Annotated in this window: 9 protein-coding genes and 2 riboswitches; of the genes, 5 read left to right on the forward strand and 4 right to left on the reverse strand. The window is 60.3% G+C overall.

Annotated elements, in window-relative coordinates:
* Nucleotides 1-332: 332 nt before the first annotated feature.
* The 4 genes from cobM to AB1462_RS26390 form a co-directional block, all read right to left on the reverse strand.
* A complete protein-coding gene (cobM, locus tag AB1462_RS26375) occupies nt 333-1,079 on the reverse strand; it encodes a precorrin-4 C(11)-methyltransferase (RefSeq protein ID WP_259193830.1) in 747 nt (248 codons plus the stop codon).
* Between the two features lie 70 nt (nt 1,080-1,149).
* Nucleotides 1,150-1,542, reverse strand: coding sequence for a cobalamin biosynthesis protein (locus AB1462_RS26380; RefSeq protein WP_090405308.1), 393 nt, complete (start codon nt 1,540-1,542; stop codon nt 1,150-1,152).
* Complete coding sequence (locus AB1462_RS26385; protein WP_259193829.1) at nt 1,539-2,243, reverse strand: CbtA family protein; 705 nt, start codon at nt 2,241-2,243, stop codon at nt 1,539-1,541. The genes AB1462_RS26380 and AB1462_RS26385 overlap by 4 nt, the downstream gene beginning before the upstream one ends.
* Nucleotides 2,244-2,254: 11 nt before the next feature.
* Nucleotides 2,255-2,443, reverse strand: a complete 189-nt coding sequence (locus tag AB1462_RS26390) for a CbtB-domain containing protein (protein ID WP_090405301.1) — start codon at nt 2,441-2,443, stop codon at nt 2,255-2,257.
* Nucleotides 2,444-2,539: 96 nt separating this feature from the next.
* A riboswitch (cobalamin riboswitch) is annotated at nt 2,540-2,745 on the reverse strand.
* Between the two features lie 205 nt (nt 2,746-2,950).
* Between AB1462_RS26390 and AB1462_RS26395 the strand changes: the two genes are divergently transcribed.
* From AB1462_RS26395 to AB1462_RS26415, 5 genes are all read left to right on the forward strand, one after another.
* Nucleotides 2,951-8,806 (forward strand): DUF3320 domain-containing protein, encoded by a 5,856-nt coding sequence (locus AB1462_RS26395; RefSeq protein WP_367248341.1) that lies wholly within the window; start codon nt 2,951-2,953, stop codon nt 8,804-8,806.
* Nucleotides 8,807-8,900: 94 nt separating this feature from the next.
* Nucleotides 8,901-9,101, forward strand: a riboswitch (cobalamin riboswitch).
* A gap of 92 nt (nt 9,102-9,193) precedes the next feature.
* A complete protein-coding gene (gene cobW / locus AB1462_RS26400) occupies nt 9,194-10,255 on the forward strand; it encodes a cobalamin biosynthesis protein CobW (RefSeq protein WP_367248343.1) in 1,062 nt (353 codons plus the stop codon).
* 3 nt (nt 10,256-10,258) lie between these two features.
* The gene (gene cobN / locus AB1462_RS26405; RefSeq protein WP_367248344.1) at nt 10,259-14,020 is read left to right on the forward strand and encodes a cobaltochelatase subunit CobN; all 3,762 of its coding nucleotides are present in this window, start codon (nt 10,259-10,261) and stop codon (nt 14,018-14,020) included.
* A 123-nt stretch (nt 14,021-14,143) separates the two neighbouring features.
* The gene (locus AB1462_RS26410) at nt 14,144-15,142 is read left to right on the forward strand and encodes an ATP-binding protein (protein WP_090405290.1); all 999 of its coding nucleotides are present in this window, start codon (nt 14,144-14,146) and stop codon (nt 15,140-15,142) included.
* On the forward strand, nt 15,067-15,798 hold the full coding sequence (locus AB1462_RS26415; protein ID WP_259193827.1) for a VWA domain-containing protein: 732 nt from the start codon (nt 15,067-15,069) through the stop codon (nt 15,796-15,798). The genes AB1462_RS26410 and AB1462_RS26415 overlap by 76 nt, the downstream gene beginning before the upstream one ends.
* Nucleotides 15,799-15,869 lie beyond the last annotated feature (71 nt).

A 15,869-nucleotide genomic window follows, 5' to 3' on the forward strand; every position in this document is an offset into this window, starting at 1 on the left:
CCCCCAAGCAGATCATTTGTGCTGCGATGCGCAAGCTGCTGCATTTTGTTTACGCCGTGCTCAAGTCGGGCCAGCCTTATGACCCGAATTTTGCTCTTGTCCGGTGAGGTTCAAGACGGTATCTACGGGGTTTTACGCGGTGCTGGATAAGACGGTATCTACGCAGGGGGGGGCTCGGCTCAAGATGTGTAGATACCTATGCCCCGATAGCGGCATGTCAGTCGCCTCGTGAGTAGGCTGATGCACCGCCATGGGGGGCAATCCCGCCTTCAAGATATTTTATATTTCTTAATTTAAATCAGTGTATTGCTGTGACTTTTTGAAGTGAATAATCAAGATCGATAAAGGTGCGCATGCCCCGCCCGATACAACGAAGACTCACTGAAACTATCATTCGCCAGCACCCGGCCCACTACAATCAGCGCCGTACGCCGGAAGCCCTTGGCGGCGACTTTGTCGGCAATATCGCTGAGGGTGCCCACGGCCCAATCCTGATCCGGCCATGTCGCCCGGTGCACCACCGCAATCGGGCAGTCCGCGCCATAGTGCGGCAGCAGCTCGGCGACAATCTTCTCCAGATGATTGACCCCCAGGTGAATCGCCATGGTCGTGCCATGCCGGGCCAGGCTGTCGAAGTCTTCGCCGGCCGGCATACTGGTCTTATCGGCGTAGCGGGTCAGGATCACGCTTTGGGCGATGTCCGGCAGGGTCAGTTCGGTCTCCAGCAAAGCTGCACAGGCGGCCACCGCCGTAACGCCGGGAATGATCTGGAAGGGGATGCCCAACTCACGCAAGTAACGGATCTGCTCGCCAATCGCGCCATACAGGCTCGGGTCGCCGGAGTGCACGCGGGCCACATCCTGGCCGTTGGCGTGGGCGCTCTTGATCAGTTCGATGATCTGTTCCAGGTGCAGTTCGGCGCTGTTGACCACCTGTTGCGCCTGATGACCTTCCAGCACCGCCGCCGGCACCAGCGAGCCGGCATAGATGATCACCGGGCAACTGCGGATCAGGCGTTGGCCTTTGACGGTGATCAATTCCGGATCGCCGGGGCCGGCGCCGATGAAGTAGACGGTCATGGAGAATTCCTGTCAAAAAACGGGCGAGCATGAAGATTGCTCATGATCGGGAAGGGCGATTATCGGGATTTTAGCCGGCGCAGGCCAATGCAAAGGTGGCCTGGGCGGTTTTCCGGCGGGTGATCAGCAAGCGGGCAGGACCGCCGCAGAGCTGTTCGGCCAGGGCCAGGGCGGCACTTTCGGCGACGCCGTAACAGCCGGTATGGGCAAACGCGACCGTGGATTTGTGGCTCAGCCGGTCTTCATACGCCGCCAGTTGTGCGGCGCTGAAGCACTGCAATGGCAGATTGAGCAAGCGGGCCAGGGCGAGCACCCCAGGCTCGTCCCGTTTACGGTCAATGCTGGCCAGCGCCGTGACACGCTGGCGCTCGATCCCGCCCTCGGCGAGGGCGGTGTCAAACAGGCCCAGTAGGGTGTCTACATCACAACCCCGCTGGCAGCCCAGGCCGACTACCAGCGTCATGCCGAGTATTGATCGTCGTGGTTGCGGCGGAACAGCCAGGCACTGATCAGGCCGAGGGCCAGCCAGAACGCCACGTTGGTCAACTGCGAAGCGATCTTGAACTGCGCTTCGAGGGCTTGCGGGGCCAGCATCGAATGGGTTTCCGGCTGCGGCGCGCCGATCACATGCGGCACCACCAGGATCGCCGCGCCCAACACTTTCAGCAGCCAGTTGCGACCAAACACGATCAAGGCAATTCCGGCAGCCGTCGAGGCGGCGGTGCCGATCCACCAGATTTGCCGTTGCGCCAGGTCGGCGGCGGCAGTGCCCGGTAGCTCCGGCGGCAGGCCCAGGGTGGGCGCCAGCACAAAGGTCGCGTAACCGGCCAGGCCCCACAGCAAACCCTGGGCCGTGCGGGTAGGCGCGCGCAGGGTATAGAGGCCGGCGAGCATCAGGGCGAAACCGACGGCGACTACCAGGTTGCCGCCGGTGGTCGACAGCACGCGCTGCCAACCGTCTTCCGGCTCCCAGGCTTCGGCATCGTGGGTGTGCGCGGCGGCGCCAGCGGCGTGCTCGTGCACGACTTCGGTCGCGGCCGGGGCTTTTTCAAAGGTTTCCGCCTGCAGAATCAGCGGAGCGACCCAGAAGCTTTGCAGCAGGGTCAGCAGCAGGGCGGCCAGCAAGCCGGTGAACCCTGCGGTTTGCGCAATACGCTTGATCATGTCGGCAGGCCTCAGTGGCACGGGAACGCGGCGCTGTGGCGGGTATCGTGGGCAGCGTTGTGCACCGCCTCGATGTGCGAGAAACCGGCGAAATACACCAGGCACGCGCCGAGGATCGACGCACCGATGGCGGCGGCCAGGCGTTGGCTGAGGGTGGCGGAGCTGCTGGCGGTGTGCGAGGTGCTGCTGATGATCGACATGGCGCGTCCCTTTCAGGTGTCAGGGTGAAACGAGCGCATGCAAACCCTGCGAGCCAGGCACGCAGGGTTTTAACAGCGCCCGCCCACCGCGGGTTTGTTATTGGATGGTATTCGGGCCGGTCTCCGGGCTTGCGAGGGACACTGGGTCTATAAAGCGTCGCCTTCCCATGCCCTACAGGCACAGTGGATCTGACGCTTCACTCGCTTACCGTTGCGGGGGCAGCACCGGACTCGTCATCACGCGATGACTCACCGGTTTCCCGTTTCACCCTTTGAAGGGCACCCGAAACAAGATGTGTAGGAGAGCATGGGTGATGATTTGAGTCAAATATGGCGGCCACGCGCTCCTTATCACGTGTGAAATGCGAAAAATACAATTACCTGGTCGCGTTATCGGGGTTTGATGAAAAAAGCAGTTTCAAAAAGCCTGCACGTCGTTGAGTATGCCCACTCCTTTTGCCTGTATTGCAATGTCGCGTTGCCCCGTTTACCAAGGAGAAGTGGTCCATGACCATCAAGATCGAGGGAGTGATCGCCAACAAGATTGGCTTTGCGTCCCACCAGAATGCTGTCCCAGTTCTGCGCGAACTGATGGTAAATAATGGTGGTGAGGCGGATTACAACGATCTTGAGTTGGAGCTGGTGGCTGACCCGCCTTTCCTGGAAGGAAAAATTTGGCGTATTGATCGCCTAGTCAAAGATTCAACCCTGCATATTTCAGATCGTAATCTGACATTGAACGCCGGCTATCTGGCCGATCTTGCTGAAAGCCTTGCTGCAACGCTTGTTTTGCGACTTCGCTGCAAGGACGAGGTTCTGGTCAGTCAGACCTTCTCTGTGGAACTTCTCGCGAAAAATGAGTGGGGTGGAGTGAGTTCCATGCCGGAGTTGTTGCCCGCGTTCGCAATGCCAAATGACCCAGCAGTTGATCGGATACTCAAATCGGCATCGGACGTACTGCGTCGAGCTGGCAAACCGGATGGTATTGATGGATACGAGCGTAAGTCCCGAGCTCGCACATGGGAGCTGTCTTCCGCTATTTGGTCGGCAGTTTGCGGGCTGAGACTGAGTTATGCGCTACCCCCTGCAAGCTTTGAAACCCGGGGGCAAAAGGTTCGGCCGCCTGGACTTGTCCTGGATGGACGCGTAGCTACGTGCCTGGACACTGCGCTTCTGTTCGCTGGAGCGCTGGAGCAGGCCGGCCTCAATGCGCTCCTGATCCTGACCAAGGGGCACGCGTTCGTGGGTGTCTGGCTTCAACCGCAAGAATTCTCCCAGCTAATTACTGATGAAGCGGCTGCGGTGCGTAAACGTATTGATTTGAAAGAGGCACTGGTTTTTGAAACCACGCTAGCCACTCAATTTCCGGTTCCGAGCTTCAGTCAGGCAATCAATGCTGCTGAGCGACAAATCAATGATGAAGATTTCATCATGGCCATTGATTTGCATCGCGCACGTATGCAACGCATCCGACCTCTCGCAACTTCAGTGTCTGCCATCAAACCGGATGCTGACCAAGAGACGGCGCCTGTGCCAGAAGGCTTGGAGATTGCTCCGCCACTGCCACCATTTGATGTTGAGATCTCTACCGATTCGGATTCACCCGCCGGTAAATTAACGTTATGGCAACGCAAGCTCTTGGATTTGACCACCCGCAATCGGCTCCTGCATTTGCCGGACAGCGCCAAGGGTGTACGGCTGATTTGTCCTGATCCAGCTGAACTGGAAGATCAGTTATCCAGCGGTAAACGCATTCGAATCGTCTCTGTGCCAGACCTTGAGGCGGGTGGTAGGGATGCTGCGCTGTATGAGCAGCAGAATCGTGAAAGCCTGCGCGACGAGTATGCGAGGGCGGCTCTGGCCAGGGGCGAGGTGCTCGCTACACTTGAGAAAGCCAAGCTTGAAGTCGCCATGATCGACTTGTATCGCAAGGCCCGCAGCGATCTCGATGAGGGCGGCGCGAATACCTTGTTTCTCGCCTTGGGCTTTCTGAAATGGAAAAAAGCCGCGGATGACCAGAAGAGCTATTCAGCACCGTTGATTTTGCTGCCGGTCAAACTTGATCGTAAAAGTGCTTTGTCCGGCGTGACGATGACGTTGCTGGAAGATGAGCCGCGCTTCAACCTGACCTTGCTTGAGTTACTGCGACATGATTTTGAACTGGTCATCCCTGGTTTGGATGGTGAGCTACCAGCGGATGACAGCGGTATTGATGTGGCTGGTATCTGGAACATGGTGAGGCGCGCTGTCAGGGATGTGCCGGGATTCGAGGTCACTACAGAACTCGTACTGGGGACATTTTCATTCGCCAAGTACCTTATGTGGCAAGACTTGGCAGCCCGTTCAGACCAGTTGCTGAAGAGTCCGATGGTCAAGCACCTGTTGGAGCGAAGCCTGGGCGGTGGCGGTTATGCGACCTCTGGAGAGTTTCCGCAGCCCCACGAGTTGGATCGAAAGATCAACCCTGCGAATTTATTTACCCCACTACCAGCGGACTCCTCTCAACTTTCTGCTGTGGTTGCGTCATCCAGTGGTTGTGATTTTGTACTCGATGGGCCGCCAGGCACAGGTAAATCCCAAACTATTGCCAACATGATTGCGCACAACCTTGCGCTCGGACGAAGGGTGTTGTTTGTTGCTGAAAAGATGGCCGCTCTTGATGTGGTGTATAGGCGGCTTGAAGAAAAGGGGCTGGGTGAGTTTTGCCTCGAGCTTCACTCGAGTAAGACGTCCAAGGTTGAAGTACTCAAGCAGCTCGAACGCGCCTGGGATGTTCGTGATGCCCTGAGTGCGGATGAATGGGCTAACGAAGCGGCCAAGCTGCATAAGCTGCGAAACCGGCTCAATCAAATTGTCGAGTTGCTCCATCAACGCTCACCCAACGGTCTGTCGGTGCACCAGGCCATCGGGCGGGTAGTACGGGACTGGAACGAGTCGTTGCCGCGATTGACGTGGCCGTCCGGAACGGTTCACGACTCGCACACTTATTTGATGATGAAAGAGTTGGCGCGACGTCTCGACTTGAACGGTCAGGCCGCGCGTGAGCTGTCGAAAGATTTTGCGCTGATGGCGCCTACAGATTGGTCGAATGGATGGCAAGAGGCGATTGTCGCTGCCGCACAAGAGATGCCAGGGAAAATCGAACGACTCAAAGTCGCCGGTGCCAATCTTCTCAAGGCAACGAGCCTCCCGCTCGCTGTCGAGAGTACTGAGGATTTCGAGCAGCTTGTACGATTTTTCACCTTGCTGATTGATGCCCATGGCATTGATCTCTCATTTGTCTTCACGCTGAATGTCAGTGCCAAGATCAGCTCGGCAAAAAAAGCAGCGCAACTTCTGGCTGATTATCGATCAATCGAAAGTTCGCTCTCTGTTCGGTATAGCGAGGGTGCATGTCGCGCGCTCGAGCTTGCCGTATTCAAAGAGGAATGGAGTCGGGCTAAGGAAAAGTTCTGGTTTTTCGCAACCTTGGGTAAGAAAAAAGTTGTCAAACATCTGGCCAGTGCAGGTGGCGCGGTAGGGCTGCCGGATGTTGAGGCTGATCTGCCCAAACTCAATGAAATGAAAACCTTGCTCGCCGCTCTGGATGGGGTGTCCTCAGAGTTGATTGCAGTGCCTGGGTGGAACGGTCTGGCCAGTGATGGTGCGGCCATGACCGCAGCCTGCGAGTTGGGCGAACGCTTAAGAGCGATCATCAGTGCGAGTGCACAATCGCCGGAACACCTGATTTCCCTGCGTGAGACGACTGAAAAGCTGGTCGTGAAAGCCAATGAACTATTGGGTGCAGGCGGTTTCATTTCTTCCGCGTTGCACGTATTGAAGGATGCACTGGCTGACTTTAATCAAGGAACCCAACGGTTCTACGAACTTTGTAATCGACCTTACGAGGCCAAGCTGTCAATCGAAGCACTGTTTGATGTGTCCAGTGCTATCACTCGCCAATCCTCAAAGCTGAAGGCCTGGTGCGACTGGTGTCGAGTCAGGGACGAGGCGCTGGCAGTGGGACTGCAACCCCTAAGTGATGCCCAGGCGGCAAATGCATTGCCCGAGGGAGGCACCCTGAGTGTGTTCGAAACAGCTTATGCGCGCTGGTTTGCAACCGGGGCGATTGACGCAGAACCATTGTTGCGCAACTTCGTTCCTGCGGAGCACACCAGCGATATTGAAGCGTTTGTGCGATTGGATGACGATTTATCCAGGCTTACTGTGCGTTACATTCGCGCGAAACTCTGTGGCTCGATTCCATCGAAAAATGAAATCGGCAAACAAGGTGGTTTTGGTGTCTTGAAGCATGAGTTGCAGAAGTCTCGACGTCACAAGCCGGTGCGTCAATTGGCTGTGGAAATGGGTGATGCATTACCTAAGCTCGCGCCATGCATGCTGATGAGTCCGTTGTCGATTGCTCAATACCTGCCGGCGGATCTCCAGCTTTTCGACTTGGTGATCTTCGATGAGGCATCGCAGATAGCCCCTTGGGATGCGATTGGCTCTATTGCCCGAGGTAAGCAAGTGGTGATTGCGGGAGACCCTCGACAAATGCCGCCGACCAACTTCTTCAATCGTGCGGCATCCGCCTCTGAGGACGACACTGCGGAAGATATGGAAAGCATTCTTGACGAATGTCTGGGTGCAGGTATCCCAAGTCACAGCCTCAGTTGGCACTACCGTAGCCGTCACGAGAGCTTGATCGCATTTTCCAATCATCGTTATTACGACAGCAACTTGATTACATTCCCAGCCGCGCAAACGCGTGCGAGCACCGTCGAGTGGCGGCGTGTTGACGGGGTGTATGCGAAGGGCAAGGGCCGTAATAACCAGGCCGAGGCCGAGGCCATCGTCGCCGAAACGGTTAAGCGCTTGACGGATCCGGCCTTTATCGCTGCGGGTCATACAATTGGCATCATCACGCTTAACAGCGATCAACAACGACTGATTACCGACCTGCTGGATAAAGCGCGGCAACAATTCCCGCAAATTGAGCCGTTTTTTCAAGATGATCAACCTGAGCCGGTGGTAGTCAAAAACCTGGAAACCGTACAGGGCGATGAGCGCGATTTGATTATGCTCGGCATTGGGTATGGGCCAACCGAACCCGGCGCTCAAGTCATGTCGATGAACTTCGGTCCCCTGAACAAAGAGGGCGGCTGGCGTCGATTGAACGTAGCAATAACTCGCGCTCGCCGGGAAATGCTGGTCTTTTCATCTTTTGATGCTTCGATGATCGACTTGAATCGCACCAATGCAAGAGCCGTACGTGATCTAAAGCACTTCATTGAGTTTGCTCAGCGGGGGCCGAGAGCGCTAGCCGAAGCGATACAGGGCTCGGTAGGTGGGTACGACTCTCCATTTGAAGAAGCTGTTGCCCAAGGTTTGAGGCGCAAAGGCTGGCAAGTCGTTCCGCAAATTGGCGTATCCCGCTTCCGTCTTGATTTGGGCATCGTGCATCCAGACCGCCCCGGTGATTACCTTGCTGGCGTCGAATGTGATGGTGCCACTTATCACAGCGCGGCGACGGCGCGTGACCGTGACAAGGTGCGAAGCGCGATTCTGAAAGGCCTGGGCTGGAATCTGGTGCGGTTGTGGTCCACCGATTGGTGGATCGACAAGTCCGCAGCTTTGGATCGCCTGCACGCAGCTCTTGAAGCGCTGCTGGTTGAATCCCGGGCCACCCCTGAAGTGGTTGTTTATGAAGAGCCCCAGGTATTCATTCCTCCATTGACACTCGTCGACAGGGATTCATCTCTGTCCGCCCAGGATCAGGTAGAGGATGTTATTGCAGCTTCTGTGAGTGACCTGACGATAAACGAACCTCCGGAGCTCAAAGTTGCCAGGGCAGTCTCTGTTTCAGTCCACCCTGCTGTCAAAGGTGAATATCGAGTCACGGATTTCACCAGCGTGAGTGATAGGATTCGCGCGGATGCGTTTTACTCCGAAGCATACGATCCGGTTCTGAAAGATCTGATTTCCCATGTGCTGATCCATGAGGCGCCGATTCTGGATTCGTTATTGGTACAGCGAATTGCAAGGGCGCATGGATTCCAAAGGTCTGGCCGCTTGATCCGGGAGCGTGTTCTTGAATTGACCGAGCAGCATCACCATTTGAAAAGCGACCCGGTGGAAGGGCAGTTCGTCTGGCACTCGCAAAGCGATGTGTTGAATTGGAACCTATATCGAACACCAGGTGCACTTGACGATGCTCGCTCTGTCGAAGAAATAGCTGCTGAAGAGTTGTTGTTAGTGGCTTCTTTGATTTCATCAGGTGACCAGCCTTCGGAAATTGCCAAGACATTTGGTGTGAAGCGTTTGACGAGTGCAGGGCGTGAGCGGATCGAGTCAGTCGTAAGGTCTGCTGCTGATTTCTAATCACGAGGTATAGCGTGGGGGCAAGCCTTCTCGGTCGTTTCTTCAGGGGTAGTCAAGTAAAAGTCGCCGACATTGACCATCTCTCGCGCACTGCGTAGCCTTGCACCCTCGAGGTTCTTCGGCCCAGGCCGAAGCTAAGAAGGGAACGCGGTTCAAGCCGCGGCTGCCCCCGCAACTGTGAAGGGTTTATCTGACTGCCACGCCACTGCCACTGCGGCGGGAAGGCGCAGTCGGCGCCGGTCGCAAGACCCGCAAGCCCCAAGCCAGGAGACCTGCCTCGCTACCGATTTTCCAATTCAACCGGGCGGGGTGATCCGGTGACGAAATCTGCTGCTGCGCGCCGTCGCAGGGCCTATCGTCCCGTATGCCCGCCCCAAAGGGCATCCGATGAAAACACTAGCCAAACTTCCCGTCACCATCGTTACCGGCTTCCTCGGCTCGGGCAAAACCACCTTGCTGCGCCATATGCTCGACAACGCCCAGGGGCGTCGTATTGCGGTGATCGTCAACGAGTTCGGCGAGCTGGGCATCGACGGTGAGATCCTCAAGCAGTGCTCCATCGGTTGCACCGAAGAAGAGGCCAACGGCCGTGTTTACGAGCTGGCCAACGGCTGCCTGTGCTGCACCGTGCAGGAAGAATTCTTCCCGGTGATGCGCGAACTGGTCGCCCGTCGCGGCGACCTCGACCATATCCTCATCGAAACCTCGGGCCTGGCCCTGCCAAAACCCTTGGTACAGGCCTTCCAATGGCCGGAAATCCGCAATGCCTGCACGGTTGATGCGGTCATCACCGTGGTCGACAGCCCGGCCGTGGCCGCCGGCACCTTCGCCGCGTTCCCGGATCAGGTCGATGCCCAGCGCAAACTCGACCCGAACCTGGACCACGAATCGCCGCTGCACGAGCTGTTTGCCGACCAACTGGCCAGCGCCGACCTGGTGATCCTCAATAAGTCCGACCTGATCAGCGCCGAAGACCTGGCCCGTGTACGCCTGGAAGTTGCCGAGGAGCTGCCGCCGGCGGTGAAGGTCATCGAAGCCAGCAGCGGTCGCGTGCCCCTGGACGTGCTGATCGGCTTGGGTGCCGGCTCCGAGGAGCACATCGACGCTCGCCACAGCCATCACGATCATCACCATGAAGGTGAAGACGACCACGATCACGACGCGTTTGATTCGATCTCCATCGACCTGCCCCAAGCCGACGAGGCGCTGCTGCTCGACGCCCTGACTCAGTTGGTGGTTCAGCACGGCATCCTGCGCGTCAAGGGCTTCGCCGCCATCCCGAACAAGCCGATGCGCCTGCTGATCCAGGGCGTGGGCATGCGTTTCGACAAGCACTTCGACCGTGCCTGGGGCGCCGATGAAGCGCGCATCACGCGGCTGGTGCTGATCGGCCAGGAGCTGGACGCGGCGGGCCTCGAAGCGCAACTGCGCGCCGCCCTCAGCGTTTAACCCATGCACCTGCTCAGGACTCAGCCCGGTGGTTTCGTCGCGGACGACAATATTGCCGACCTTGGCCAAACCCCCGCCGAGCTGGTGATCCTGTGCAGCGGCGATTCCAGCCTGGCGCTGCTGGCCGAAGCGGCCCAGCAGTTGCCCGAGGACTACCCCAGCCTGCGCCTGGCCAACCCGATGCAGGTGCAGAACCACGCGTCGGTCGACCTGTATGTGGATGAGGTGCTGCGCCACGCCAAGGTCATCCTGATTTCGCTGCATGGCGGCATCGGTTACTGGCGCTACGGCATCGAGCGTCTGGTGGCGCTGGCCGAGCGCGGCGTCACCCTGATCCTGGTGCCGGGGGATGATCGCCCGGACCCGGAACTCAGCGGCCTGAGCACGGTGAATGCCGAACAGCGCGACCGCCTGTGGCACTTCCTGCGCCAGGGCGGTTTGGGCAATGCCCTGGACTTCTATCGCTGCCTGGCCAGCGCCTACCTGGGGCGTGACTATGCCTGGGCCGAGCCGCAAACCCTGCCGCGCACGGCGATTTATCACCCGCATAAAGCTAACCCTCGCCTCAATGACTGGCAGACGGATTGGCACGCGGATTGGCCCGTGGCGGCGGTGCTGTTCTACCGCTCGCACTTGCAGGCGGCCAATACCGGTTTTATCGACGTGTTCTGCCAGCGTTTGCAGGCGGCGGGTCTTAATCCGTTGCCGATGGCGGTGGCCAGCTTGAAAGAACCCGGCTGCCTGACGGTAGTCGAGGACCTGCTGGATGAGGTCGGCGCGGCGGTGATCCTGAACACCACCGGGTTTGCCCAATCCAGCCCGGAAGCCCCACATTTGCGCCCGTTTCGCCGCAATATCCCGGTGATCCAGGCGATTTGCGCCCAGGACAACCAGCCAGGCTGGCAGGCCAGCGAGCAAGGCCTTGGCCCTCGCGACCTGGCGATGCACATTGCCTTGCCCGAGTTGGACGGGCGGATTATCAGCCGGCCGATCAGCTTCAAGGATCTGGCCTGGCGCAGCGAGCGCAGCCAGTCGGACGTGGTGTGCTACCGCGCAGCCCCCGAACGCATGGATTTTGTTGCCGAGCTGGCGCGCCGTTGGGTCGAACTGGCGCGGGTGCCGAATGCGGATAAACGCATCGCCCTGATCCTCGCCAACTACCCGACCCGCGACGGCCGCATCGGCAATGGCGTGGGCCTGGACACCCCGGCTGCCGCGCTGAATATCCTGCGTGCCCTGCAAGCCGAAGGTTATCCGGTGCCGGCTCAACTGCCCGCAAGCGGCACTGCGCTGATCCATGACCTGCTCGGCGGCGTCACCAACGATCTTGACAGCCTCGACCTGCGCCCCTGCCATCAAAGTCTCGGCCTGGACGACTACGAAGCGATGTTCCAGCGCTTGCCTGAGTCCAATCGCCAGGCGGTGCTGGCGCGTTGGGGCGCGCCGCAAAACGATCCGATGTTCCGCGACGGCCGCCTGATGATCGCCGGCCTGCGCCTGGGCCTGACCTTCGTTGGCATCCAGCCGGCCCGGGGTTACCAGGTGGATGCCAGCGCGGTGTACCACGACCCGGACCTGGTGCCGCCCCATGGCTACCTGGCGTTCTACTTCTGGTTGCGCCACACCTACGGCGCCCATGGCGTGATCCATGTGGGCAAGCACGGCAACCTGGAATGGCTGCCGGGCAAGGGCGTGGGGCTCTCGGAAAACTGCTGGCCGGATGCGCTGCTGGGGCCGCTGCCGAACATCTACCCGTTTATCGTCAACGACCCGGGCGAGGGCGCCCAGGCCAAGCGGCGCACCCAGGCAGTGATCATCGACCATCTGATGCCGCCGCTGACCCGCGCCGAAACCTACGGCCCGTTGCGAAATCTGGAGCTGTTGGCGGACGAATACTACGAAGCCCAACTGCTCGACCCACGCCGGGCCCGCGAGCTGCAAAAAGACATCCTCCAGTTGGTGCGCGAAACCCGTATCGACCAGGAGCTTGAACTGGGCGGCGACGTCGATGCGGCGGTCTGGCTGCCGCGCCTGGACACTTACCTGTGTGACTTGAAGGAATCGCAGATCCGCGACGGCTTGCATATCTTTGGTGAGTCGCCCCAGGGGCGCTTACGTATCGACACCTTGCTGGCCTTGTTGCGCATCCCCCGTGGCGATGGCCGTGGCCCGCAATCGAGCCTGCTGCGCGTATTGGCCAAAGCCTTCGAATTGGGCTTTGATCCGCTGGACTGCGCCCTGGCCGAGCCGTGGACCGGCCGCCGCCCGGCGGTGTTGCAGAACATCGATACGCAGTTGTGGCGCACCGCCGGGGACACTCGCGAGCGACTTGAGCTGTACGCCGCGCGACTCATCGAGCAGGCATTGGAAGGGCCGCTGGAACAGCTGGAAGAGCCCGGCTGGGAGGATGTGAAGGCGGTGATCGAAAGCCTGCGCATTGTGGTCGCGCCGCGCCTGGATGCCTGCGGCCCGGCGGAAATGCGCGGCTTGCTGGATGCCCTCGGCGGGCGCTTTGTGCCGGCCGGCCCAAGCGGCGCGCCGAGTCGGGGGCGCCTGGATGTGCTGCCGACCGGGCGCAATTTCTTCACCGTCGACGTGCGCAACCTGCCCACTACCACCGCGTGGCGCATCGGCTTCCAGTCGGCCAACCTGATGCTTGAGCGGCACTTGCAGGACCACGGCGACCACCTGCGCCAACTCGGCCTGTCGGTGTGGGGCACGGCCACCATGCGTACCGGTGGCGACGACATCGCCCAGGCCATGGCGCTGATGGGCGTACGGCCGGTGTGGGCCACGGGCAGTCAACGGGTGGATGACTTCGAAATCCTGCCGATCAGCCTGCTGGACCGCCCGCGTGTGGACGTCACGCTACGAGTGTCTGGATTTTTCCGCGATGCGTTCGCCAACCTGATCCGCTTGTTTGACGCAGCGGTGCAAGCGGTGGCGGCCCTGGATGAGCCGGACGACATGAACCCGCTGGCCGCCAAGGTGCGCAGTGAGCGCGCGGCGTTGCAGGCATCCGGCCTCGATGAAGAAGCGGCGGCAAAACAGGCCGGCTGGCGTATTTTCGGGGCCAAGCCCGGTGCCTATGGCGCGGGCGTGCAGGGCGCCATTGACGGGCGGCTGTGGCAAAGCCGCGAGGACTTGGCCGAGGTCTACCTGAACTGGGGCGGCTACGCCTATGGCGGTTCCGATGAAGGCACCGCCGCCCGCATGCAGTTCGCCCAGCGCCTGAGCCAGGTGCAGGCGGTGTTGCAGAACCAGGATAACCGCGAGCACGACCTGCTCGACTCCAACGACTACTACCAGTTCCAGGGCGGCATGCTCGCCGCCGTGGAAACCCTGAGCGGCGACAAGGCCGCCAGCTACCATGGCGACCACAGCCAGCCGGACCTGCCCAGGATTCGCACCTTGAAGGAAGAGCTGAACCGGGTGATCCGTTCCCGCGCCGCCAATCCCAAGTGGATCGAAGGGGTGAAGCGCCATGGCTATAAAGGTGCGTTCGAAATGGCCGCGACCGTGGACAATCTGTTCGCCTTCGATGCCACCACGGAGCTGATTGACGATCATCAATATGCATTGCTCGCCGACGCCTACCTGCTGGACTCTGAAACCCGGGCCTTTGTGCAGCAGCACAACCCCGCGGCGCTGCGTGACATGACCGAACGCATGCTGGAGGCCCAGCAGCGAGGCCTGTGGCAGGAGCCGGGGGCGTATCGCGAGGCGCTGGAAAACCTGTTGCTGGATATAGAAGAAGACAGTTAGAGCACGAGATAGGGAGCAGTTTTGGCAAGTGGACTTGTTGTGGCAAGCCCGCTCGCCACAGCCACAAGAAGCCCGCTCATGACAGGGTGATTACGTGTACAGCAGAATTTAAAGAGAGACCGGATGACCGATATTCCCCATTTCCCGCTGTCCGCCGTGGTCGGCGCCGACGACCTGAAACTGGCGCTGTGCCTGACCGCCATCGACCCGAAGATCGGTGGCGTGCTGATTGAAGGCCCGCGCGGCATGGCCAAATCCACCCTGGCCCGTGGTCTGGCGGATCTGCTGGCCAGCGGGCAATTCGTCACCTTGCCGCTGGGCGCCACCGAAGAGCGTCTGGTCGGGACCCTGGACCTCGACGCCGCGCTGGGCGAAGGCCGCGCGCAGTTTTCCCCTGGCGTGCTGGCCAAGGCGGACGGTGGCGTGTTGTATGTGGATGAGGTCAACTTGTTGCCCGATCACCTGGTGGACCTGCTGTTGGATGTGGCAGCGAGTGGCACCAACCTGATCGAACGCGACGGCATCTCCCATCGCCATTCGGCGCGCTTTGTGCTGATCGGCACAATGAACCCGGAGGAGGGCGAGTTGCGCCCGCAACTGCTGGACCGTTTCGGTTTCAACGTGGCGCTGGGCGGGCAGACGGTGCCTGCCGAGCGCGGGCAGATCATTCGTCGTCGCCTGGATTTCGACAGTGACCCCGCCGCTTTCTGCACGCAGTGGGCCGAACAGCAGGCGGCGTTACGCGAACGCTGCACCCAGGCGCGGGCGCGGCTGGACAGTATCGAGCTGGATGATCAGGCCTTGGCGCAGATCACCGAGCGTTGCTTCGCCGCAGGGGTCGACGGTTTGCGTGCTGACCTGGTCTGGCTGCGCGGCGCCCGCGCCCATGCGGCGTGGCGGGGCGCGGATAAAATTGCCGAAGAAGACATCGAAGCAGTCGCGGACTTTGCCTTGCGCCACCGTCGCCAGGAGCAATCCCCACCGGCCAGTCCGCCCAATCAGGGGCAGGCGCCGAAACCCTCGGACACGTCGCCCGGCCAAGGCCAATGGGGCGATATGCCCGCACCGGCCCTGCCCACAGGCACGCGCCGAGATGTGCCCAGCTGGCCAAAAAAGCCCTAGGCATTCGCCCCCGACCTGACGCGGGGGCGGATGCCCGTCCCAAGGCGGGGCGACTCGACAACGGCAGGCAGGGCAAGGCGCGCAGTGCGCAGCAGGGTTCGATCAACTGGCCGGGCACCTTGCTTGGCGGTCGGCCGCACGCCCGTGAAGACCTGCGCTACCACCTGCGCAGCCGCTCGGCCCATGCGTTGTGGCTGGTGATTGTCGACGCGTCGGCCTCCACTCGGCGGCATCAGGCGTTGAGCGATGCCAAGGGCTTGCTGGCGCAGCTGTTTGATGATGCTTACCGACAGCGCGCACGCATGGCATTGCTGACGGCCAGCGGGCAGTCGCCCAAATGGCAGGTGCAGGGGCTCAAGGCGGCGAAAAGCCTGGCGGGCTGGCTGGATCAGTTGGGCGCGGGCGGTGGTACGCCGTTGCTGGCGGCGCTGACCGAGGCCGCGCATTGGCTGGTGGCGCGACGCAAGCGTTATCCGGCTGAGCAGCAGCGCGTGCTGGTGATCACGGATGGGCGGCTCAAGGACATCGCCGGATTGCCGTTATTGGCGTGTGCGGGGTTGCTGGTGGATATCGAGCGCGGGCCGATCAGGTTGGGGCGCGCCCAGGCGTTGGCGGCTGGGTTGCAGTTGGATTATCGGCATATCGATGAGTTGTAGTGCCGGTGCCGCCGCTATCGGGAGCAAGCCCCCTCCCACATTTTACCGAGTACACCCCTTTGGAATGCGGT

The organism is Pseudomonas sp. SB113 (assembly GCF_040754745.1).
Lineage (GTDB): Bacteria > Pseudomonadota > Gammaproteobacteria > Pseudomonadales > Pseudomonadaceae > Aquipseudomonas > Aquipseudomonas grimontii.